This window comes from Paenibacillus polymyxa (assembly GCF_001719045.1).
Lineage (GTDB): Bacteria > Bacillota > Bacilli > Paenibacillales > Paenibacillaceae > Paenibacillus > Paenibacillus polymyxa_B.
Genome location: NZ_CP015423.1, coordinates 4,751,862 through 4,775,275 on the forward strand (window position 1 = coordinate 4,751,862; position 23,414 = coordinate 4,775,275).

Consider the following 23,414-nt stretch of genomic DNA (forward strand, 5'->3'; position numbering starts at 1 on the left):
AGATGTACAGGCATTATTAAATAGGGGTGAGCGAGTGTTTAAACGTTATATTTGTAGTCTACTATGTATGGCAATGTTGCTGGGTCCATGGAGCACATGGGCATATGGAGAAGAAGGGCACGGAGAGGCGGCAGCTTCTCAGTCTTCTTCGTCTTCCACTCCACAGATTATTACCAGAGCATGGCTTGCGCAGCAAACTGGTAAAGATCAGGCTTGGGTCAATGCACAGTTATCCAAAGGCTATACTTTATATGATATTTATAAAGCTTGGCAAAAAGATGGTGGAGAAAATTCATTACCGGAACAAAGTCCAAGCTTGTGGGTACAGCAGAATGGGCTGACATTGAGCACAAATGCAAAGGCGGAACCGTCTGATGAGTCGGCTGAGCTGAAGGAAGGTGAAAAGCCCACTCAGGCCGCCCAGGATGAAAAGGCAACTCAACAACCGCTAGATAAGGAAGAGGATAAAGCGCCGGCTCCAGACACGACTGAGATGGATATACCATCCATCCCCCGTGTAATTGATTCCGTATATGCGCCGACTCCAGGAGAAAACAGTCTGATCGGGCAGAATTTACTTCAACAAAGTTTGTTGCAGGTATCTGCTACAACAGATGTGTATGCTCCTTTTGATCAAGCGGCGCTTGCACAAAGCAGGCTAAGTGATGATACTTCGCGTTATGGGCTGGATTACGGTGACAACAGTGTGTTCACCGCTTCTGGACAGCTTGCCGTGCAAAATACGGACTTGGTGTTGCCGGGTTCATTCCCCTTTGCACTGACTCGTGTGTATAACAGTTCATTGGCAAATAACCAGATTGGTGTGCAGCAAAATGGAGGGTTGTATACAAACGCCAGTGCCATCCGTGAGGAGGAAGCAGCTTCTGGTCTGGGAAGAGGCTGGAAGTGGGATCTTCCTCATATACAGAAACTGGATGGTAAGCGGTATTTGTATATGCCGGGAACAGGCTCATATGAGGTAAAAGATGATTTTCAGCTTGAAGGATATGCCTACAAAGATCTCAAGATCAGTACAGATCAAAGCGCAGACGTGCAGGGAGTAAGCAGTGCGTACAAAATAGCAGTGCTGAATGGAAATAACTATTATCTGGATCAGGACGGTTATTTGATTTTAATCCAGGATGCGTATAAGAATCGGGTGGAATTTGATTATACAAGTTCTGGTGGAGCAAAGCTCATTCGTTCGATTCGAAATAATGATGGCAGAGAGCTTGATTTCACTTACAATGCTGGACAGCTTGTTGTTAAAGAGCAGGGCACAGACCATCAGTACACCTATCGTCAAAGTGGCGAGGGAAGCAGCAAGGTGCTGTCAGAAGTGTTGGATTCTCTTTCCAGAAGCACAAGCTATGCGTATACATTCATGGACGCTCCTTTTAATGTAGTCGTAGATGGTGAAGGAAAGACTGGAGCCCTACAGCAAAATGCATCGGCGTTGCTTACACGAATTGTACGACCTACTTCATCGATCACAGACATTCGTTATGAAGCATTTAACAAGCAGATAGGTGTATACGGTACACAAGGCGTGTTCAAGGTGGTTTCACGCGCTGATATGTACAGTACAACCGCAGGCAATCGTTTTTTAAATAAAATTGATTTCACCTATTCCGGAGAAGATCTAGCCAACTATGGGAAAAACGCTGAATGGACGGTAGTTGCCAAAGGGACACGTACAGCGGAAACCTTCCATTTCGGTAAAGTCTTTAGAGGAGATAACGCACCGGACAAGCTTGTTCTAAACAGCTATGATCAAGAGGGAGATTCTACCGGCTATCATATAGATTACACGTATAATGATGCCATGGACTGGAATTTGCCTGTGCAAATGCGAGAGTCCTATACGGAGGGAGGTTCTTCATCAGAACCTGTAACGACCTTCTATGACTACAATGAATATGGTCTTCCTTTGAAAATATCCCAGAGTACGGGATCGGAGACTGTTCATACGTATAGAACCTCTAATGAGCCTTTTTTCTGGGTTCAACCCGCTCAGACGGTCAACAAAATAAGTGAAGGAAAAACGTTGACGACGGTTCGCACCTACAAGTCAGAAGGCAATTTGTATGAGCTAAAAAACTATGAAGGCACAGAGCAAGGAAAGCTATTATCGCACAGCTCTACTTTTTACAATACAAAAGGGAATGTAAGCAGCCAGAAAATTCAAATTGATGACAGAAGCGATGCTAATGTGTCTATTGATTATGATTCTCCTTATGGTTCTTACCTCCCAACAAGGCAGCTTTTGCCTAAAGGTGTTGAGTATACGTATGATTACTATCCGACCGGAGAAATCAAGTCCCAAACAGATGCCAAGCGCAAAACGGAGTCTTATGTGTATGACGCAATGGGGCGTGTAACAAAGGTTACTTATCCGGACGGCACTCAAACTGTCGTGGTGTACAAGGATGATACGAATGATGTCACTGTTACCGGACCCGATGGCGTAAGCGTTGAAAGATTGTATAATCCGTTCGGGCAGATGCTCCAGCAGCAGGTGGATGATGCAATCTATGGTTATGGTTATGATGATAATGGAGATATGGTAGAAAGCACGGATGCTGAACAAGCAACCACTCGCTACGCCTACGATGCTTTTGGGCGACCTGTAAAGACGAACTATGCGGATGGAACAACAGATACCGTGGCGTATAATGCGGTGGATCGTACCGTTACTCAGACGGATGCCTCTGGCTACCGTATACGTGAAGTATCGGATGCTCTAGGTCGTGTGACCTCCACACAAGAAGCTAAAAATGGATCATTTCAGCCGCTGGAGTCGCTAGCTTACAATCATGCGGGTATGGTCACTAGCCGGACGGACGGTAACGGTCAACGCATGATCTATGATTACGATGCTCTGGGACAAATGACTTCGGTCACAGATCCATCCGGGCAGCAGGTTAGCTATATGTATGATCTGGCCGGAAATTTGAAGACCGTTCAGTATCCTGATGGGCAAAAGAATGTGTATTCGTATGATGAGCTGGGCAGACGTACGTTACTTGAGAAATCAAGCGGAGGAACCACGTTAAATATTTACGATACGGATGGAAACATCACCCGTATGCTGACGGGGAAATCGGACGCAATCACCTTTCAATATAACGCTGACGGATTGGTTACCGAAGCGGCGGGTCCCGATTTTAAAACCAATTATACCTACGATAACGCAGGACGAAGAAAAAGTATGACAGATGGGCAGGGAACGACCTCCTATGCCTATGATCCAGCAGATGGGTCGTTGACTGGACTGAAGTACCCGGACGGCACGCAAATAAACTATGAGTATAACAAGCAGTCTCGTACAGGATATGTGCTGACAGATGCTTTCGGGACGTCTATGCATGTTCAATCCAAGCTGGACAGCTTGGGCCGAGTTACTCAAATGGACGTTAGCAATGGAGCCGGTACAGCAAACATACAGAGTCTTTCAGGAGCTACGACGGCTGCTGCGGGTGGATCATTAGATCGCATGACGTTTGAGTATGCACCGAATGGTTTGCTGAAAAGTCAGGCTTCAAGCAGAGGGCTGAGTACGCGATTCAGCTATAACGGACTGGATTTGTCCGGGGTTACGGTGGAGCAAGGTGGTACGGCATTACACCAATTTGGTTATGAACGAGATGGGAATAAAAACATCATCGGACGTACACAAAACGGAACAACAGACCAATTTGGATATGATCCGTCAAATCGAATTGCCAGCGAAGCCGCAGGTGAGAAGAATAAGACCTATGGCTACGATCCGAATGGAAACCGAAGCGCCGAAGGCAGTGGCAAAGTGTTCGGTATGAAGAACGCTGAATATACGTATGATTCTGTCAGCCGTCTGACAAAGGTGAGCGGTGAAGGCAAAGAGGTTGGGTACAGCTATAACGGAGACGGGCTACTGTACGAGCGTACAGAGGGCGACAAAACGACCCGGTATTACTATGACGAAGAAGCGAAGCTGATTGCAGAAGCCGAGGTCCAAGGTGGAACAGCGAAAATCACCTACGCTTATGTGTATGACTTGTCCGGTCAACTGTGGGCCAGACAAGACAAAGCAAGTGGACAACTGCAATACTATCAGTTGAATGGTCACGGTGATGTGGTAGGACTAAGTGATAGTTCGGGCAAGGAACTGAATAGCTACAGCTACGATATCTGGGGCGGCCCGGAGAAGGTCAAAGAGACCGTACCGAACGTGCTGCGCTACGCTGGCGAGTATTGGGACGACACGGCTGGACTCCAGTACCTGCGGGCTCGCTGGTATGATCCGGGCACAGCACGTTTTATGGGCGAGGATACGTATCAGGGCGAGATCAGCAATCCGCAGAGCTTGAATTGGTATGCGTATGTGGCCAATAATCCACTCGGATATGTAGACCCTAGTGGGCATGAACTTATGCCTACGACTAAAGGCGGTATATTTTATACTAACCAGAAGACGATTATTCATTGTCAAAGAGTAGGCATGGGGACATGCTGGAATGAGTTTAAAGCAGGAACTATTCAGGCATCCACGGCTGTAGCCAATTTCTTGATTGTAGATGATATAAACACGATACTTGATCCCAAATCGTCCACATATGACAAAACACTTGCTCTAGCAGGATTTATACCTGTTGGTAAGTTTGTTAAAGGTGGAAAATTGATCATACAGCTGACGAGTAAGGAGGGAAGATATGTTGAACGTTCTGTTAAATTGACAGATAAAAATCTGAAATCAGCCAAGGCGCTCCCTTGTAACTGCTTTACGGCGGGGACTAAAGTTCAAACAGACAAAGGGGAGAAAAATATCGAAGACATTAAAGTCGGAGATAAGGTTCTTTCCAAGGATGAAGATACGGGCGAGATAGACTACAAGGAAGTAGTCCAACTACATCAAAATGAGAAGGATACGACTTATAGTTTGTCAGTTGGAGACCAAGTCATAGAGACAACCGACAATCATCCCTTCTGGGTAAAAGGAAAAGCATGGGTACTCGCTGTTGACCTAAAGGTCGGCGATGAACTAGTTCAAAGTAATGGAGAACATATAACGATTGATAACATAGAAATTGTTCATCACAATAAGAAAGTGACGGTCTACAATTTCACTGTTGCAGACTTCCATACTTACTTTGTTAGTAGTTTAGATATTTGGGTTCATAATATTAATTGTGGTTTCACTTTAAGTAGTAATAATATCCAACACATCGGCAAGCATATTGCGAGTGATTTTGCCAACCAGGTAAAGTATCTTTCGGACGACGCTCTAAAAAGTAAATTAAATAAAAACTCTTTCTTTAATCCTAGTTGGAAAAAAGATGAAATAGTAACTGGCGTTCAAAATGGTGCAAATGAAGCAATCAGTAAAGGATTTACAAATGGCTACTATAATTACACTTATAAGGGTGAGAATATTCGAATTTTCTTTAAAGATGGAAAATTCGATACAGCATTTGGTCAACATAAGTTAACCCCGACTGATTTTGGGAGGTAGGTTTGCATTGTTTGAGATAAAATATCGTATTATTGTTGACGAGAGTTACTGGAAAAGTTTGAATCTAGAGCAAATTGAAATTGAAGGGGGAATTGAGGGTTTCTTTCTGTTAATACTTCACTCAGTTGAATATGGCTATTATCATAATAGGGAATTGGCAAAGGGGGAACAAGGTTTTGACATTATTTCGACTTGGTTATCTAACTTATTAGAAGTATCTCTACTAATAGATGACACAAAATATGTGGCAATAAGGGATACAGAATCTTACAATACGTGGCTTGAGTTTATTTCTGTTAACAATGAAATATTAGTGAGTATGATTCAGTCAGATAACTTCATTAGTCAGTATGTCATTACCAAACCTTTAGAACATCGAATTTACCCTGAATGGAGAGATATCACAGTTAAAAAGGAGGACTTTACCAAAGAAGTAATTAATAAAACGACAGATTTTATTGCAGAACTAGCTCTAATAAACCCTTCCTTACGACTGAGCCAACGAATAGTTCAACTTGAATCATTTCTTAATAAAGCAAGTCAGTAAATAGAAGAGAAGTTTGACCTTGGGGCAACACTCCAAGGTCTTTCTTTTGTCCCCACCCAGTGCCGAATGAATCTGACGGCACGTACCTCTTAACATTTGGGTTCATAAGACTAACTGTGTGCAAGTATGATAAAAAGACATAACTTTACTGATAACCAGAATGCATTCGGGAAAGAAGATGCTAATTAAATTCTTAAATGCAATGAAGAAAGGGTTTATAAGTAGTGCAAAGAATGATAATGGTGTAAAGGAACTATCTGGTAGTGGAGAAAAAATAGGCAGCATTTATTATAAATATGAAATTGAATCGGTTGGTAAATATGTAAATTGAAGAGTATACGGTAATCTTGACCAAAAATCGGGCCGTATTATATTTACCAAATTTGTTAAAGCACATTAACTAGGGAAGGCTTGTGTTTGATGGAAGTTGGAAAACTGAAGGAATGGATAGATAATCATCAGGTTAAAAAAAAGAACTCTAGAAAATTAAATTTCGATAATTATATGAAAGAACAAGCAGAAGAGTTTCACATGTTATTTGTAGCTTATAATGATAAATATTTGGATGTATATCTGAAAAAAATGCTTTAATGTTAGGTAATTTTCCGGTGCTTGGTTATGTTCATGTCATTTCTTATTTACTAATTGAATATAAAGGGAAAGTGGTAGGTGAATATAGGCTACTCCTTACTTTGGATGGAGAGATCTATGATTTCTTGTTAACTTTATATTAAGCTGGAGGGTGGCAGCAGAAAGTTGTCACCTTACAACCAACCAGGGAAAATATTAAAATTTACTAGTTTTTATTTATTGTTAAATAAGGTTAGTATTTGAAGTGGTGAAGTAGCAGTTTATTTGCAATGTGATTAAACATTTTAGTGAGACTGGATGGAAGGAAATGAAGATGCCTATTTGGTTTAGAATAATATGGATGATTCCTATTGTTATAAATATAGCGGCGTTCATATGGTTTATTTTAGGTTCAACAGGGGGCTTTCAACGTGGGCATGATATCTTGGCAACTGCTACATTAGTCATATTTGGAGTCCCGTCTATTATTATCGTATTAATATCATTAACGTATATATGGCAAGGATGGCCACCGTTTAATGGTGTGAAATATTTAGTATCAGCGATATTGATGGCATCATTATTATTTTGTTCTTATTATTTGGTTGACGGAACTCCTACACGAGGATGGTTATATGATGATGTTAGAAGTGATCCTGTGCGATTAACATCAGATCATAAATACGAGTATCGTATTGATCTAATCAATCCTTTTCAAAGAAATAGTCGGGAGCAATTACACTTGAAAAATGTATCAACAGGAGTAGAAGTGGACATTTCTATCGTTATAAGAGCAGAAAAGGATATCTACTCTACTGGAGGTAGCGAGGGCTGGGATTGGGGTATTTTAAAACCGACAAAAGTAACGAATCAATACGAGTTGTCTACATTGGATGAAAATAATAACGGTAGGTATGGTATGGATCCGAGAGTTTTTTTAATTGATGTAAAAGCTGGAACTGCACAAGTATTGAAGTAGAATTTGAATTATTTAACCACAATACGAGATAGTTTCGTATTGTGGTCTTTTTTTCGTTATTAGTTCTGAACTAATAATAATCACTAAATATTCTCGATACAAATGAAATATCAACTGCGTGCTACACGGGCTGGTTACTGAACCTGCAGGTACAAAGGATAAGACCTACGACTACGATTCAAACGGCAACCGAAGCGTCGAAGGTAGAGCAGCGAAGATCACGTAAGCTTACATATATGACTTGTCCGGTCAACTGTGGGTTAGACAAGACAAGGCAAGCGGGCAGTTGCATTATTATCAGCTCAACGGTCACTGGTGATGTGGTAGGCCTAAGTGATAGTTCGGGCAAGGAACTGAATAGCTGCAGCTACGATATCTGGGGCGGCCCGGAGAAGGTCGAAGAAACCGTTCCGAACGTGCTGCGTTATGCTGGCGAGTATTGGGACGACACGACCGGGCTTCAGTACCTGCGGGCTCGCTGGTATGATCCGGGCACAGCACGTTTTATGGGCGAGGATACGTATCAGGGCGAGATCAGTAATCCGCAGAGCTTGAATTGGTATGCGTATGTGGCCAATAATCCACTCGGATATGTAGACCCTAGTGGGCATGAACTTATGCCTACGACTAAAGGCGGTATATTTTATACTAACCAGAAGACGATTATTCATTGTCAAAGAGTAGGTATGGGGACATGCTGGAATGAGTTTAAAGCAGGAACTATTCAGGCATCCACGGCTGTAGCCAATTTCTTGATTGTAGATAATATAAACACGATACTTGATCCCAAATCGTCCACATATGACAAAACACTTGCTCTAGCAGGATTTATACCTGTTGGTAAGTTTGTTGAAGGTAGAAAATTGATCATACAGCTGACGAGTAAGGAGGGAAGATATGTTGAACGTTCTGTTAAATTGACAGATAAAAATCTGAAATCAGCCAAGGCGCTCCCTTGTAACTGCTTTACGGCGGGGACTAAAGTTCAAACAGACGAAGGGGAGAAGAATATCGAAGACATTGAAGTCGGAGATAAGGTTCTCGCCAAGGATGAAGTAACAGGTGAACAGGCTTACAAGGAAGTCACGCATCTGTATCGAAATGATAAGGAGATCACCTATGAACTTACGGTAGGCGATCAAATTATCGAAACAACCGAAAACCATCCGTTTTGGGTTGAAGGTAAAGGTTGGGTCTTAGCAGCTGACTTACAGGTAGGGAATAAGCTACAGCAAAGCAACGGAAATACCTTGACGGTGGATAAAATCAATATTGTAAAGCATGATGAGAAGGTTAAGGTGTACAATTTTACAGTCGATGACTTCCACACCTGCTTTGTTAGTGATTTGGGGATTTGGGTTCATAATATCAACTGTAATCCTTTTGATCTAACAAATTCTAACTTGTCAAAATGGAATAAAGGAAGTTTCGATTCCGTAGGGGATTCGGCAATCTCTCACTTTAAGAAGCATGGGACAGAGGTAGGGGCCGAAGATGTAGCCCAATATATCAGAAAAGCTGAAGGGTTTGCTCAAAATCTGCGTGGTGCTACAAAAAAACCTGTGGATGGAAAAGTACAGGGAGTAATTAGATACAAGAAGAATGGAAAGTATATTGATTTAGCCCCGGATGGTACAATTATTTCGTTTGGAAAACAATAAAACGGTGGGTGGTATTTTGGAACATTGGAAAACTATGAATATTACAGGTATTTCCAGAATTGAGAAATGCGTTGCGGAATTTCAAGTTTGGGAGTTGAATAAGATCCCATTTGGAAAATTTAAGGTAAAAGTCTACGAGCGACCGAATGGTACTTTCGCAGGTTTCACGAATATCCAACTTAAAAGTCTTGAGGATGATTCTGCGGAGAGTGGAGTTGGGTTTGGTAAGACAATCTCAGAAACATTAGAGGATACAGTTAAATATTTTATGGGTATGCTTAACGCAAGAGATAATCTTTCCGAAGATGATTTTGATTGGTCTCATCCCGATGATTTTTAATATTGTTGACCTCAAGGGGAAATCTTCTTGGGGTTTTTTTGTGATTCACATTATTTTCAATTAGGAATTCTCTCTCATTAAAAAAACACGAGCAGGTTCGAGAAATATTATAAATGATAACACAGACAGTTTCCTAACGGGTAAAGGGCAAGTGATCTGTTCTAGCCATTAATACTGTGTACAAAATACAAGAAAGACTTGTTTCATAGGTTCTAGTTCCAATAAAGCAATTTATTAATTGTTTCCATCCTCTAACTCAATAGATTTATTCACAACTTTGTAACCTTCTCTGGCAGGGGGGTTGCGAGATTGTTTTCAAATTGTTTTACTATATTTACCTACTATAGTCTGGTAATCTATTAATATATATAGGGGGAACGAAAAGACGTCCGGTTCAGTCGGTTCATACGCGTTTATGTTCTATATGTTGAGTGAATGTCTATATTGCCATGTCTATATCGTCATGTCTGTATAACTTCATAGACAAGCTAGAGATAGCTCCCGCACATTATAAAATACAGCACAGGATGGTGTAATGAATGAAGCTTTTAAATGCAAAATGGATGGCTGTATGCTTGATGGCAATCTGTTGTTTGGGTTTGCTAGGTATACATACGAATACGGCGAGTGCACAAGCGAAGGCTCCTTTGCTGGGGGTCAATGATGTGTTGCTAGATTCGAATACCATTCAGCCCGTAATGAAAAATGATAAGTTGTATGTTCCTATCGTTACATTAGGGCAAAAGATGGGGATTTCTACTTCGGCCAACGGAAATACATTGGTACTGACTGGACATAATCGCAGCTTTACGCTGGATTTGAACAAGGGGGATGTGTTCGAGCGTGGAGATCGTACAATGGTGCCCATTCGTACTTTGACCGATGCGTTTGGCTTCACTATTACGCTTCCAACAAGTAATCTGTATCGAATTCAGAACGCAAATGCTAGTTTGTCTGATGCTCAGTTCTTGAATACATTCGCGGCAGAAATTAAACAATACGCAGCTGTCAAACCGGACAAAGCCAGCAATACTGGCAACAAGGGAACTGCCTCATCATCCAGCCGTACGATTTATTTGAGCTTCGATGATGGTCCTACGGCGCATACGCCGCAGTTGCTGGATATCTTGGACAAATACAATGCGAAGGCTACTTTCTTCATGCTGGGACCTGAAATTCGTCAACATAGCGCAGTGATGAAAAGAATGGTAGAGGCGGGTCACGGTTTGGGCTTGCATGGGATGACGCATCAGGTGAAGAAAATCTATGCATCTCCTGCAGCAGCATTGGCAGAGATGAATCAGGATAACGAAATTTTATCTAAGGCTACAGGAAAACGCACTTCTTTGATTCGTACACCTTATGGCAGCAAACCATATTTGAAGAAAGCATACCGCGATCAACTGACGGGCGCAGGCTATCATATTTGGGACTGGAACATTGATTCCAATGATTGGCGTTATACTAAAAATCCAGAGCATTTTGTACAGACTGTCCTAAGTGATATTAAGAGATTGAAAAAGCAAGGCAGAACACCAGTCGTTCTTATGCATGATAAGCCATCTACGATCAAGGTGCTTCCACAAATCATGGCTGCTTTGCAGAAAGAAGGCTATTCGTTCGAGCCGTTGAATGATAACCTGACCCCGCTTAATTTTTGGAATGATCATCGTTAATTGAATAGCATGAAAGAAAAGACACCTTTTCAACCATTTATATAGTGGTTTTGAAGGTGTCTTTTTGTTGTATTTGCTCGGAGTTGTGAAGTTTGCAGCACGCTTTATATGAATCTATGAATTCATGTCTATGCACAGGTCATATGACTTTACGGGTTACCATGTCGCTGCATATATTACAGTAACCGCCCCGAGAGGAGGAGAGGTATGAATATTAATCCGAATATGTTTAGTATGATTTGCGCTACCGCAGGAGCCCTTATTACGTTTGCCTTTGGCGGCTGGAATCAGCTAATGGTGCTATTCACGGTTGCAATGGCTGTTGATTATGTGACTGGAGTCGCCGCAGCAATTAAGACTGGGCAAGGTTTGAGCAGTAAAGCCGGCTTTTGGGGGCTGGCGAGAAAGGCTTTAATGCTAATGGTGATTTCTTTGGCTCATCACGTGGATCTCCTGATGGGTACCGAAATCATGAAAGGGGCGGCGACGTATTTTTATTTATCCAATGAATTAATCTCTATTACGGAAAACTGTTCACGAATGGGTCTGCCGCTCCCACCGAAGCTCAAGAATTTTTTTGCCCTATTAAAGGACAAGGAGTCTGATGGTAAAAATGGCGGAAAAGATCGCTAGAATTACAAAGTTTCTTTCCGTATGTGGGGCGTTATGATAAAATTTTCAAGAGAACATTTTTAAGATAAGGAGCCTATACGCATGATTAAACATATTGTTTTGTTCAAATTGAAAGACCGCTCCCCTGAAAGCATTGAGCACACAGCATCCATTTTGCGCAGTATGAACGGCAAAATCAAAGAGCTGCTGTCACTCGAAGTAGGTACGGATGTGATTCGTTCGGAACGTTCTTATGATATTTCCCTTACCGCTGTTGTCGAAACACTGGAGGATTTGCAAACGTATCAGGTACACCCTGTGCATCAGGAAATTATTGTACACATGAATGAAGTGAAGGATGTATCTATCGCAGTTGATTATGAAATCTAAAGCGATTACTGGAGGTGCAGGACCTTGTATTATGTCAACCGGGAACAAATTGAGCTTCGACTAGGGGCTGTTCCCGACATTGTCGCCGGACTTCGCCAGACTTCTGCTGCCTGGAACGGCGATCTGTTGCAGGGACTAGTGCAGGAGCGCTGCCTTCATCTGGCGATTGAGACGGTAACGGACGTAGGAAGCTATATCATCGACGGATTTATTATGCGTGACGCTAGTAGCTACGAGGATATTATAGGTATCATTCATGAGGAAGGTGTACTGGATGATACCGTATTTCATTCGCTAGTAGAGCTGGTAGGCTTACGTAAACCCCTAGTACAGGAGTACTTTCATTGGGACCGGACAAGCCTTCACCCGCTTACACCAAAGCTGCCTGGGTTGCTGGAGCTTTTTGCATCTAACGTGCATGATTATTTAAATAAGGAATTGGGTCCCCAGCCCGAGGGAGTGTAAAGGCAAAAGTGACGGATAAGTATATCGTACCCGAAATGCCCACTAGGCGCATGATCATGACATTATTGAAAACCCAGGGACCTGTGGGCGTCGGAAGCTTGGCAGCTCAATTGGGCATTACCGAAATGGGAGTGCGCAGGCATCTCAAATTGATGGAGCAGGATGGTCTGATCGTGGCTACGATCGTGAGACAGGCGATGGGACGCCCGACGTTTTTATACAGTCTGAGCGAGCAGGGAAGCGAGCAGTTTCCTCGTAATTATGATCATCTGTTACTGGAACTGTTAGAGGAGCTGGATGAAGAACAGGGAATGGAAGCTGTTTACTCGCTGTTTGATGGTAGAAAACGTAAAATGATGAAGCGCTACGCCCCTCACATGGAGGGGGAGACTACACTGGCTTCACGTGTGGAAAAGCTTTCGGGTATCCAAAATGCTTCCGGATATATGGCAGAGTGGCGCGAGGAAGAGGATGGTAGCTACTCTATTGTGGAATACAATTGTCCTATCTCTCAAATTGCAGGCCGTTACCGCAAGGCTTGTGAATGCGAGCAGCAAATGTTTGAGGAGCTGCTTGATGCCGAGGTTGTTCGTGAGGATTGTTTAGCGGATGGGGGTCGCTGTTGCCTGTATCGTATCCGCTCTAAAAAAAAGTAAAACTTTTCAGGCTTGTTTTCTGTATCATGACAAGCTCTCCATGCTTATAATGCACTAACAGATGGGCATTCGCCCGGGCACAAGGGAGAGATGATGATGAAGGAGAACTGCAAAAGTTTTATCCGAGGCGCGTTGGCAGGCAGCATTGTTGGTTCGGTTGCTGCTTTGTTATTTGCCCCTAAGTCAGGTCGTGAGCTGCGTCAGAATATTACAGATCAGGCGCGCAACGTAAGTGATAAGGGACAGGAGCTAGCGGGGAAAATTTCAGACACCTCAATTGAGTATACTGACAAAATTAAGGAGACAGCCTCAGCCGTCATTCATGAAATCGGGCAATGGCGTAAAAAGGGTGAAATTGTTCCTGAGGTTAGTATTTCATCAGCGACTGTTCAAGAAGATACGGAAAAAGATGCTCTGTAACGGTCTGTAAAAACGTAGGCGAAATACTGAATACAGTTTGAATTCGTGGCTTCTCCCGTTGGGGTGGAGCCTTTTTATTGATCACTTCCTCGTTTTAGGGTAATCTTTTGGGGTACCTTTTACACGAATACGACATAAGGTATGTAGCAACGGATAGCTTTCCGAGATGAAACAACTCATATTTGAACAAAAAAGGAAGCGGTGTGCACGTGCAGCAAGCGATTGCAATATTGGATTCCGGTGTAGGAGGTTTGACGGTTGTAAAAGAAGTCATGCGTCAGCTTCCGCGGGAAAAAATCATTTATTTTGGAGACACTGCGCGCACTCCGTATGGCCCCCGACCATCGGAAGAGGTTAAAAAATTTACAGAGCAAATGGTTGATTTTCTGATCCAATTTGATCCGAAAGTCATTATTATTGCTTGTAACACGGCTACTGCCGCGGCATTGGACTATATAAGCCAAAAGGTATCCATTCCGGTGATCGGAGTCATTCACCCCGGGGCTCGTGCTGCGATCAGCGCGACTGCTACCGGGCATGTCGGGGTGATTGGGACTGTCGGTACGATTCGAAGCGGGGCGTATACAGCTGCGCTCAAGCAATTGTCTCCTTATGTAGACGTGGTGAGCCATGCTTGTCCTGCGCTTGTTCCATTAGTGGAACAAGGGTTATTCCGCTCCAAGACGACATCGCAGGTTGTGGAGGAGACATTGAGACCTATTCAAACGTATCCGATTGATTGTCTGATTCTTGGTTGTACGCATTATCCTTTTTTGAAGGAAACGATTCAAGAAGTCATGGGACCTGCAGTAAAGCTCATTAGCTCGGCAGATGAAACGGCGCGTGAGACGAGCACCATTTTGTATAACAAAGGCAAGTTGGAAGCTGGGGACGAAACGCCGGTACATCAGCTTTTTTGTTCCGGCGATCCTGAATTGTTCCAGCGCATTGCCGCACAGTGGCTCGGGGAGCAAATTTGCCAAACGCCTGTCGTCTGGCAAGTCACCAATTTGGATTAACGAGACAACCGACTTTTTTTGTCATTGGACAAATGAAGTCGGTTGTTTTGCTTTTCGCTACATCAAGACACGCCGCGTCTGCATAACATGCAGTAAGGCAGATGGAAGGGGCGTAGTAAGATGAGGGAATATATCGTTCAAAAAGGAGATACATTGCACCGGGTCGCCTCGGCTTTTAAACTATCGGCGGATACTTTGATCGTAGATAATCCGTGGGCCGCCACGCAACCCTATCTGATTAGTGGTCAAGTGTTATATATTCGTCCGTCTACGGATCGTAAATACGTTATTCAGCCTGGTGAGTATGCAAGACAGATTGCCAAGCAGTTTGGTGTGGAGCTTGATGAGTTACGGCTAGCCAATCCAGGACTTGCGGAGCATGATTTTACGGAAGGAAAAACAATTGTTATTCCTGAAGACCATCAGGATCAGATTGTACGATTACGTGGAGAGTATGGATATGAAGATTTAAAGGAAGACCTAGCGGCCTTGGCCCACAGATATCCATTTATTGAAGTTGGCAGCATTGGCACCAGTGTCATGGGGAAGGATATTCCTTATGTACGTATTGGGCAGGGAACGCGTAAAATTCATTCCAATGCTTCTGTTCATGCTAATGAATGGCTGACGACGCCTTGTTTGCTGCGTTTTATAGAGCAATATGCACAAGGGATCGATGGGACTGAAGAACATGTAGGGACCTCTCAATGGGTGTATGGAGGTTCTCCGCGGGATTTGCTGGAGCATACATCCTTATGGGTGGTCCCGATGGTCAACCCGGATGGGGTAGAGCTGGTGCAACAAGGTGTACTCCCAACTCATCCGTTGTATCATGACCTCGAAAAGTGGAATGAAGGACGTGCTGATTATCGCGGTTGGAAGGCCAATATTCGTGGTGTTGACCTCAACGATCAATTTCCGGCATATTGGGAAGAAGAGGTACGCAGACGCGGTAAAACAGGTCCGTCTCGACGAGACTATGCAGGACCTGCACCTTTGTCTGAACCAGAGTCCAAGGCGCTTGCCGATCTGACGGAGCGCGAACAGTTCGACATGGTGTTATCCATACACAGTCAGGGACAGGAGATCTATTGGAATTATCGGGATCTAGAGCCTAAGGAGAGCCGAGGTTGGGCCTTACGGCTAGCTGCCGCAACAGGGTACCGGGCAGTAAAACTGGGTGGTAGCGATGCAGGGTACAAGGATTGGTTTATACAGCGATTTGGTAAACCAGGGTTTACCGTTGAAGTCGGTCTAGGTGTAAATCCGCTGCCCATGCGTGATTACGATGATATTGCAGCAGAAGTGGGTATGTTAATGGCAACAGTGCTGTCATGGTAAAAAATTCGGCCTACTGAAACGTATCGAATCATTTGCGCGTATTAGGAGGAACACGTTTTTTATAAGTGTTCCTCTTTACATGTCCCTTCAATGGGGTATATATACTTAGGAGCATTGGAAATGGAGTGAACAACCTATGAAGTGGAAAAGACTACTATCTCTCCGTCAATGGTCACATGTATTTCGTCGTATGCCCCGATTGATTACTTCATCAAGGATTCCGCTGGGAGAAAAATTACTCTTTGCGGTGCCTGTGTTGCTCTATTGGGTATTACCTGATGTCATGCCGTTTATGCCCATCGACGATATTGGTGTGACGCTATTGCTTATGAATTGGTTTGTCACCCGTGCCGAACGAAAATATCCAGATGTGCTTGAAAAACAGCATGTACGTGTTCGGTAGATAAGCTTATGAATTTCGTGATTGCGATTTTTCACGATTTTCTTTACAATAGGAATATTGCCTTTTGCTATGCTGAACATAATTGTGATCTATCGGCTCATAATGATGTTTCAGGCGCAGCTGTGCTGCCGTAGTACCTCTTTCCCTCTGGGATAGAGGCTAATTATTTGAGTTGTTGATTTTACCCGCTAGGTTGTGTGGTGTGGATATGTATCCAATGAACCACATTTCATTTAATGAATATGAAGGAGATGAAGTTTGATGAACTGCAAAATTACTCGTAACGCAGCTAAAGTATTGAAACTTGAACTGGATAAGGAAGAGAACCAAGGGAAGAGCCTGCGCGTTGTTATTACTCATGCTCATGGAGATCATGCTCATTACGGGCTGGATTTGGACACGCCTAAAGAAACAGATACTGTTGTATCTACAGATAAAGGCATTGACGTCATTTTGGAAAACGGCCAGCCGCTGTTGGATGGTGTAAAAATTGATTACTTGTACTTCCCCGAAGAAGGATTTGTCATTACTAACCCTTCCCAAGGTAATCACGGCGACCACTAAGCCGGAGCTCGGAGGGATGACAGATGGCCAATGATATTCGCGTATGTGATGAATGTAATCATATCCGCTTGAAAACGATCTTGCCCAAGTTGCAAAAGATGGCACCAGATGCCGAGATCAAAATCGGCTGCAAATCGTATTGCGGTCCTTGTGGGAAACGGGCGTTTGTGTATGTGAACGGACGTTATGTGAGTGCGGCCACAGAGGATGAAGTATTGGAGAAAGCTGCGCGCTTTATCAAATAGTTCCAGTACGCAGCATTTGCAATTTTTGAATAGTTCCCCTTCTTCTGATCCATGCTAATGGATGTAGAACACTGCCCAGAAGGAGGTGTGACTCATGGCCCAATATGATTCCAATCTCGACAATCACAGCGTTGAGGCTCAAACACAAAACTCGGTGGACAGGCTGCACAATGCCGTCTCTCAAGCATTGTCACATCCGGCTGAGCAACTGATTGAACAGGCGGAGCAATCTCGCACTCATGCGGAACATGCCATACAGCAGGCGAAGGATAGCCTTGGTGACGATGCAGTAGAAGTTGCGGAGGACATGCTTGGTGAAGAGGTACAACGGCTTGAACAGGCTAAAAAAACGTTGCGTTCCTAAGCATTTGTGAATGGTAACGAGCGCAGTCGAGTGACAATCCATATAAAAAAGCACGATCCACAGCACTTACAAGCTGATGGATCGTGCTTTTTTGTTATATGCAGGGCGGTTATGCGATCGGCATCCTTAAAAGAGTTCGGGGAGGATGTTATGTCAGCAACCTCCCACAGAAAGTCTATTAGATACAGAAGGAGTTACTTCTTTGTTTGTGGTTCCCATTCGCGAATAAGATCGTATGTGATAACCTGATCAGATATGTTCAACCGATTGAGAGCTTCGGTATATCCCGGTCCGCAGGCGTTGACATCTGTAGGCTGGCCTGTACTCAGGTTGTAACAGGTTCCTTTGGAGAATGTACCGTCCTCCGATGGAATGTAGTACACTCGTCCATCGGTGAAAGCACCAGTACGCAGTACAACCATACGAGGCTTCCCGCTAAACAGATCGTTTCCCATAAAATGATATGGTTTTGTAGAAATCCCAAGTAGGTGCATTACGGAAGGCGTCAGATCCAACTGACCTGCCGGTTCCGAATACGTGCCCGCCTGACTTCCATCAGGAAGATGCACAAGCAATGGTACCTGATTCATGATTTTCTGCATGTCGAGATCCGTAAGTGGCTTGTCTAAAAATTTCTCATACAGTGCTTTGTCTTTAATAGAATTGTCATGATCCCCATAAAACATCAGGATCGTATTATCCCATAATCCGTCTTTCTTCATCTGATCTACCAATTCGCCCAGAGCTTCATCCACATAATGGACGGATTTCAGATAGTCTCCGAATATCGTGCCTTCAAACTCGCCAACATCTAAATCTACCGCGTCAGGTGACAGGTTGTACGGATGATGGCTCGAGATACCGACCATATAGGCGTAGAACGGCTGCTTAACTTCGGTGGTGAGATCATTGAGCGTTTGACGGAAAAAGGATTTATCTCCCAGGGACCAACCCAGTGGCTCATCTATTTTAAAATCTTTTTTACTGTAGAACTTGTCATAGTTCATTGCCTTATACATGGTGTAACGGTTCCAGAAGCTGCTGTCGTACACGTGAAACGCATTGGGACTATACCCAGTATCCTTCAAAATGGAAGGTAACGTATCGAATTTATGGTCCGCATAACGGATAAATACGGAGCCTGTAGGGAGCGGATGCAGCGAAGCATGTGTAGAGAAGTCCGCGTCCGAAGTACGGCCCTGCGCAGTTTGGTGAAAATAATTGTTGAAATACATGCTTTCCTTCGTCAGTTTGTCAAAATTAGGCGTAATCGCTTGACCGTTGATCTGTTTGCCGATAAAAAAGTTCATGAACGCTTCAGCTTGAATGACCATCACGTTTTTGCCCTTATACTTGCCAGATAGATCATTTTTAACCTGAAGCAACTTTTGATGCTGATTAAACCATTCCTTATCCTTATCGGATTCTGCTTGAGCCAGTGTAGGCTGGGGACCAAGGTGATCCTGACCATAGCGGTAGATGTCATATCCATGAAATCCGATCAATCCAGTTACGTTGTACAAGGCCATCGACCACCAGTTGCCGACAAATATGCCAGTTGCCCACGTGGAGGTATAATATTTGATCGGACCAAATGTCAATACATAGCCAATCAGGAAGGCCAATGCTCCTTTGGAGAAGCGAAGCAGAAATCTCTTTGTGAACGAGCTTCGGGATGTTTCTAAATAAGTATCATTCGTTGTAAGTCGACGTCGTAAGGAAGCCACAAATATGACATACGGAATGAATAGAATCCAGTCTGCAAAAAAGAAAATGTCCCACCAGTACATAAGGGATGCGATACTTCCGCCCAGAGAATCAACTTGTCCGGCTTGAAGTAAGACGGGAATCGTAATGAAATCCTGGAAATAACGATAATAAACCATGTCGGAATAAATGAGCGCGGTGAGCAACATATCGAGCACCACAAGAGCAATCAAACGTCCGCGACGTGGCAGCCATAAGGTCCAGAAGCTCACAAGTAAAAGCGAACCAATAGCGATGACATAATCCAGCGGATTCATGTCAATATTTTGGGCATGCAAGTTATAGTGAATCAGTACGAGCTTGCCGATCATAAGTACAAAAAACAGACCTAATCCAAAATATCGAGACAGCAGCATTCTGCTGAACGTGTTACCAGTGCGACTTGCACTGGACGTGCGAATAACCAACACTTTACCCCCTCTGGCAGAAATGTTCGGCTAGTATAAACTACATATTAACGTAATGTTAAAACCGAAATGCCTTTAATTATTATAGCGCTCATCTCGCGCATTTCAATGATTAAGTAAAGAAAATACAGCACAAATCAGGCCAGAACAACGAACAGAGGGTTCGTTTCCTGGCCTAGGCTTCATCATATTTAAGGCTGCAACGGCGAAGTATCTTTGCGGCGCGGAGGCAGAGGGCCTAGATACTGATAGTATTGGCATTCGATCCGGCCGTTAAACAACTTCCGGCGTTTGTCTGCTTTACGGCCCCAATAATGCTCAAATTGCTTGGTGGAGCTGATGGCAAAGAAGGACCAAGTCTTCATCTCGGCTGCCGTGCGAGCGAGCGAACGGATCAGCTTTTCCACCTCGGATTGCTCGCTCAGTCTCTCGCCATAAGGTGGGTTTGTAATCATCACACCATATTGTCCTTCGAGTCTGACTTTAGTTACAGGCATCACCTTAAGAGGGATGTCTTTAGCAAAGCCTGCTGCTTTTACAGCTGCCTCAGCAACTTGTATGGCATTTGGGTCGATATCGCTACCTGCAATTTCAAAAGGAATGTCATCGCGGGTCAAATCCATCGCCTCGTCACGAGCTTGATCCCATAATTCTCTGCCAATGACAGGCCAGTCTTCCGAGTTAAAGGTACGTCTCAGGCCTGGCGCAATGTTCCAGGCTTGCATGGCAGCTTCGACCAACAAAGTACCGGAACCGCAGCATGGGTCATAGAATGGTCGGTCAGGGCTCCAGCGACTAAGCTGAATAAGAGCAGAAGCCATCGTTTCTTTGAGAGGCGCCTCTGTAACGAGCTTACGGTAGCCGCGTTTGTGCAGTCCTGGACCGGTTGTATCAAGTGTCAGCAACGCACGATCATTCAATAGAATGACCTCAATGACGTAACGAGGGCCATCTTCAGCAAACCAATCTGTGTGGTAGGTTTCCTTGAGCTTCTCTACAATCGCCTTCTTGACGATTCCCTGACTGGCTGGTACGCTACTAAGCTGTGATTTGTGCGAACGTCCCTCTACGGGAAATTCACCATCTACAGGAATCCAATCCTGCCAAGGCAATGCTTTGGTACCCTCGAACAGCTCGTCGAAGGTAGTTGCAGCAAATTCACCCATTTTTATAAGCACGCGGTCTGATGTGCGAAGCCACAGGTTACACCGGCATATATCCATATAATCTCCGGTAAAAACGACGCGGCCATTTTCAACGGTCAGATCTTCGTACCCGAGTTCTCTGAGTTCCCGGGCCACGACGGCTTCAAGTCCCATTGGCGCAGTTGCAATTAGTTGCAGTTGAGTCATTAAACGTATTCACTCCGTCCCCATAATCATGTAAGCTTGGTTCAATCCCTATAGTATAGGTCATTGTACTCGAAGAGACAAATCATTAAGGTGAAAAATTTACGAAGGACACCACGTCCAACCTACGTTATGATTAAGCAAGAAGGAGAGATGAACCGTGGAAATTACACCAAATATGACGCCTGAACAATATGTAGACCAGCTGGTACAAGAGGATGAAGCACTGCGCAGTATCAGGGAGGCTATCGTTAAAGAAGGTATGCCGGAAGTATCCGTTGCCCACCCTTACGGAAAACTGTTGACCTTTCTAATTGAAGTATCTGGCGCACAGCATGTACTGGAAATCGGCGCATTAGGCGGCTACAGCGGATTATGTCTGGCCCGTGGGCTGGGAGAAAAGGGTCGCATTGTGTCACTGGAGCTGAAAGAAGCGTACGCAGCGCTGGCACATCGACATATGGAAAACAACGGCTACGGTGACCGTGTCGAATACCGTATCGGACCCGCAGCGGACAGCTTGAAGGAACTTCAGGAAGAGGGAAGAACTTTCGATTTTTTCTTCATAGATGCAGATAAGGAAAATTACCCGGTGTATCTGGAATATGCGATTGCTCTGGCGAATCCGGGTGCCATTATTGCGGGAGACAACTGTTTCCTTCGCGGACGGACGCTGAATACGGATAAGAACGGCCCTGCCGTCCAAGCCGTGAGACGGTTTAACGAAACGATAGCAACAGATCCGCGGCTGGTCAGCACGCTTTTGCCAGCTTACGATGGATTGGCGCTAGCTCGAGTTAAATAGCATGCATTCCATATGTATAGCTATGTAAAAAAGAACCTCCTTGTCCACAGCAGCGTGAATAAGGAGGTTCTTGTCTGTTAAGGCAGGCTTGTCTTACCCTAAGATTATCTTACCTGAAATCAGGCGTAGCCTTACGATCAAAGAGCTTCATGCGTACCCAGAATATGTTGACGATTAACAGGACACCTGACATGATAAACAATCCTTCGATGCCAATAAACCCGGATAGTACCCCGCCAATGACAGCACCCAGCATATTGCCGAGCGCCAGCGAACTGGTATTGAAGCCGAAAGAACGGCTTTCCATTCCTTCCGGTGTATACGTGCGAATCAGCGCATTTACGCTTGGTAGCAGACCGCCCATAAATACACCCATGAAAAAACGGATAATGACAAGTTGCCATACTTCATTGACAAAAGCCTGCGGAATAAGCATAACCGCCGTTCCAAGCAGTGCAATGGTCAAGATCTTGTGTGCTCCTATCTTGTCACTCAGTCTTCCAAGGAGCGGTGCAGCAACCATATTGGATACACCTGTAATAGCCGTAACAAACCCGGCAATCAGCGCAATTCCTTCTGCCGATCCATACAGCTTTTGCACATACAACGGCAGCAGAGACACCGTACTGATCATGGCAAACTGGAGCAGAAACGTTACGGTGAACAAAGCCGGAAGCTGGGGCGTATGGCTTAACTCCTTTAATCCGGCAAGAACCGAAATTTGTGGTATGCGTGCAGCTTCCGTTTTGCTGAAATTTTCTTTAACCAGAAACATTGCGATAAGCGAGGCTATAAAAATTAGAGTGCCTGTAATATAAAAGATCGGTCTGAAACCGACCCAGTCAGCCAAAAATCCGCCTAGCAGAGGGCCGAGAATCGTGCCAGCCATCTGACCGGATTGCATAATTCCCATAGCGAATCCGGTTCGCTCTTTGGGAGTGGTACCCGACACTAAGGAAATCGATGCCGGATTGAAACCCGAAATCGTACCGTTCAGCAGGCGAAGCGCCAGCAGTTGCCACGGGTGGGTGACCAAACCCATACATCCGATGACCAAAGCCATACCAAAGCCTGAGCGAAGCAGCATGACTTTACGTCCATATCGGTCAGCCAGCTTCCCCCACAAAGGCTGGAACATAAATGAGGTCAAAAAGTTAGCGGCAAAAATAACTCCGGCCCATAGACCAATATCGTGCTCTCCCTTCACATGAAGGTCCTGAGCCAGATACAGGGCGAGGAACGGAGTAATCATCGTAATACCCGCATTGACCAGAAACTGACCGAACCAAAGCACAATGAGATTGATTTTCCATGTCTCCCACGTTTTCAATGTGCTTTCACTT

Annotated in this window: 23 protein-coding genes; 20 read left to right on the forward strand and 3 right to left on the reverse strand. The window is 44.3% G+C overall.

Translation table 11 applies throughout. The annotated features are described in order from the left end of the window. Positions 1-67 precede the first annotated feature (67 nt). From AOU00_RS21495 to AOU00_RS21575, 19 genes are all read left to right on the forward strand, one after another. Positions 68-5,491 carry a polymorphic toxin-type HINT domain-containing protein gene (locus AOU00_RS21495; protein ID WP_237166221.1) on the forward strand — a complete coding sequence of 1,808 codons (5,424 nt, stop codon included), beginning with the start codon at positions 68-70 and terminating at the stop codon, positions 5,489-5,491. A gap of 7 nt (positions 5,492-5,498) precedes the next feature. Continuing rightward, a complete protein-coding gene (locus AOU00_RS21500; RefSeq protein ID WP_069291613.1) occupies positions 5,499-6,038 on the forward strand; it encodes a hypothetical protein in 540 nt (179 codons plus the stop codon). Positions 6,039-6,240: 202 nt separating this feature from the next. After that, complete coding sequence (locus tag AOU00_RS27510; protein ID WP_257785352.1) at positions 6,241-6,369, forward strand: hypothetical protein; 129 nt, start codon at positions 6,241-6,243, stop codon at positions 6,367-6,369. 86 nt (positions 6,370-6,455) lie between these two features. Further along, positions 6,456-6,629 carry a hypothetical protein gene (locus tag AOU00_RS26400; protein WP_155765261.1) on the forward strand — a complete coding sequence of 58 codons (174 nt, stop codon included), beginning with the start codon at positions 6,456-6,458 and terminating at the stop codon, positions 6,627-6,629. A gap of 340 nt (positions 6,630-6,969) precedes the next feature. After that, positions 6,970-7,587 (forward strand): hypothetical protein, encoded by a 618-nt coding sequence (locus AOU00_RS21505; protein WP_172828309.1) that lies wholly within the window; start codon positions 6,970-6,972, stop codon positions 7,585-7,587. A gap of 236 nt (positions 7,588-7,823) precedes the next feature. Continuing rightward, positions 7,824-9,248, forward strand: a complete 1,425-nt coding sequence (locus AOU00_RS21510; RefSeq protein ID WP_069291615.1) for a polymorphic toxin-type HINT domain-containing protein — start codon at positions 7,824-7,826, stop codon at positions 9,246-9,248. Next, positions 9,217-9,588: a hypothetical protein gene (locus AOU00_RS21515; protein ID WP_237166222.1), complete on the forward strand. Its 372-nt coding sequence runs from the start codon at positions 9,217-9,219 to the stop codon at positions 9,586-9,588. The genes AOU00_RS21510 and AOU00_RS21515 overlap by 32 nt, the downstream gene beginning before the upstream one ends. A gap of 539 nt (positions 9,589-10,127) precedes the next feature. Beyond that, the gene (locus tag AOU00_RS21520) at positions 10,128-11,264 is read left to right on the forward strand and encodes a polysaccharide deacetylase family protein (RefSeq protein ID WP_069291616.1); all 1,137 of its coding nucleotides are present in this window, start codon (positions 10,128-10,130) and stop codon (positions 11,262-11,264) included. 207 nt (positions 11,265-11,471) lie between these two features. Beyond that, positions 11,472-11,897 (forward strand): phage holin family protein, encoded by a 426-nt coding sequence (locus AOU00_RS21525; RefSeq protein ID WP_028542844.1) that lies wholly within the window; start codon positions 11,472-11,474, stop codon positions 11,895-11,897. Positions 11,898-11,978: 81 nt separating this feature from the next. Beyond that, a complete protein-coding gene (locus tag AOU00_RS21530; RefSeq protein ID WP_013309679.1) occupies positions 11,979-12,266 on the forward strand; it encodes a Dabb family protein in 288 nt (95 codons plus the stop codon). Positions 12,267-12,290: 24 nt separating this feature from the next. Next, a complete protein-coding gene (locus tag AOU00_RS21535; protein WP_023987986.1) occupies positions 12,291-12,731 on the forward strand; it encodes a DUF86 domain-containing protein in 441 nt (146 codons plus the stop codon). An 8-nt stretch (positions 12,732-12,739) separates the two neighbouring features. After that, the gene (locus tag AOU00_RS21540) at positions 12,740-13,387 is read left to right on the forward strand and encodes a helix-turn-helix transcriptional regulator (RefSeq protein WP_023987987.1); all 648 of its coding nucleotides are present in this window, start codon (positions 12,740-12,742) and stop codon (positions 13,385-13,387) included. A 96-nt stretch (positions 13,388-13,483) separates the two neighbouring features. After that, positions 13,484-13,807, forward strand: coding sequence for a YtxH domain-containing protein (locus AOU00_RS21545; protein ID WP_061828623.1), 324 nt, complete (start codon positions 13,484-13,486; stop codon positions 13,805-13,807). A gap of 209 nt (positions 13,808-14,016) precedes the next feature. Beyond that, entirely contained in the window at positions 14,017-14,826 is an 810-nt protein-coding gene (racE, locus tag AOU00_RS21550; RefSeq protein WP_069291617.1) for a glutamate racemase, read from the forward strand. 120 nt (positions 14,827-14,946) lie between these two features. Continuing rightward, positions 14,947-16,167 (forward strand): M14 family metallopeptidase, encoded by a 1,221-nt coding sequence (locus AOU00_RS21555; protein ID WP_069291618.1) that lies wholly within the window; start codon positions 14,947-14,949, stop codon positions 16,165-16,167. Positions 16,168-16,303: 136 nt separating this feature from the next. Then, the gene (locus tag AOU00_RS21560) at positions 16,304-16,570 is read left to right on the forward strand and encodes a hypothetical protein (protein ID WP_029516685.1); all 267 of its coding nucleotides are present in this window, start codon (positions 16,304-16,306) and stop codon (positions 16,568-16,570) included. Between the two features lie 261 nt (positions 16,571-16,831). Further along, on the forward strand, positions 16,832-17,134 hold the full coding sequence (locus tag AOU00_RS21565; protein WP_013309686.1) for an iron-sulfur cluster assembly accessory protein: 303 nt from the start codon (positions 16,832-16,834) through the stop codon (positions 17,132-17,134). 23 nt (positions 17,135-17,157) lie between these two features. Beyond that, entirely contained in the window at positions 17,158-17,379 is a 222-nt protein-coding gene (locus AOU00_RS21570) for a YuzB family protein (protein WP_007429791.1), read from the forward strand. Between the two features lie 94 nt (positions 17,380-17,473). Continuing rightward, positions 17,474-17,743, forward strand: a complete 270-nt coding sequence (locus AOU00_RS21575; protein WP_061828621.1) for a hypothetical protein — start codon at positions 17,474-17,476, stop codon at positions 17,741-17,743. Between the two features lie 194 nt (positions 17,744-17,937). On the opposite strand, the gene AOU00_RS21580 is transcribed toward AOU00_RS21575, so the two are convergent. Both AOU00_RS21580 and AOU00_RS21585 read right to left on the reverse strand, forming a co-directional pair. Further along, positions 17,938-19,920: an LTA synthase family protein gene (locus AOU00_RS21580; protein ID WP_069291619.1), complete on the reverse strand. Its 1,983-nt coding sequence runs from the start codon at positions 19,918-19,920 to the stop codon at positions 17,938-17,940. Positions 19,921-20,108: 188 nt separating this feature from the next. After that, positions 20,109-21,269 carry a THUMP domain-containing class I SAM-dependent RNA methyltransferase gene (locus AOU00_RS21585; protein ID WP_023987994.1) on the reverse strand — a complete coding sequence of 387 codons (1,161 nt, stop codon included), beginning with the start codon at positions 21,267-21,269 and terminating at the stop codon, positions 20,109-20,111. A gap of 157 nt (positions 21,270-21,426) precedes the next feature. Here AOU00_RS21585 and AOU00_RS21590 point away from each other — a divergent pair, with 157 nt between their 5' ends. Next, positions 21,427-22,071: an O-methyltransferase gene (locus AOU00_RS21590; RefSeq protein WP_023987995.1), complete on the forward strand. Its 645-nt coding sequence runs from the start codon at positions 21,427-21,429 to the stop codon at positions 22,069-22,071. A gap of 109 nt (positions 22,072-22,180) precedes the next feature. Here AOU00_RS21590 and AOU00_RS21595 read toward each other — a convergent pair whose 3' ends face one another. Continuing rightward, positions 22,181-23,401: an MFS transporter gene (locus AOU00_RS21595; RefSeq protein WP_025722314.1), complete on the reverse strand. Its 1,221-nt coding sequence runs from the start codon at positions 23,399-23,401 to the stop codon at positions 22,181-22,183. Positions 23,402-23,414: the final 13 nt, after the last annotated feature.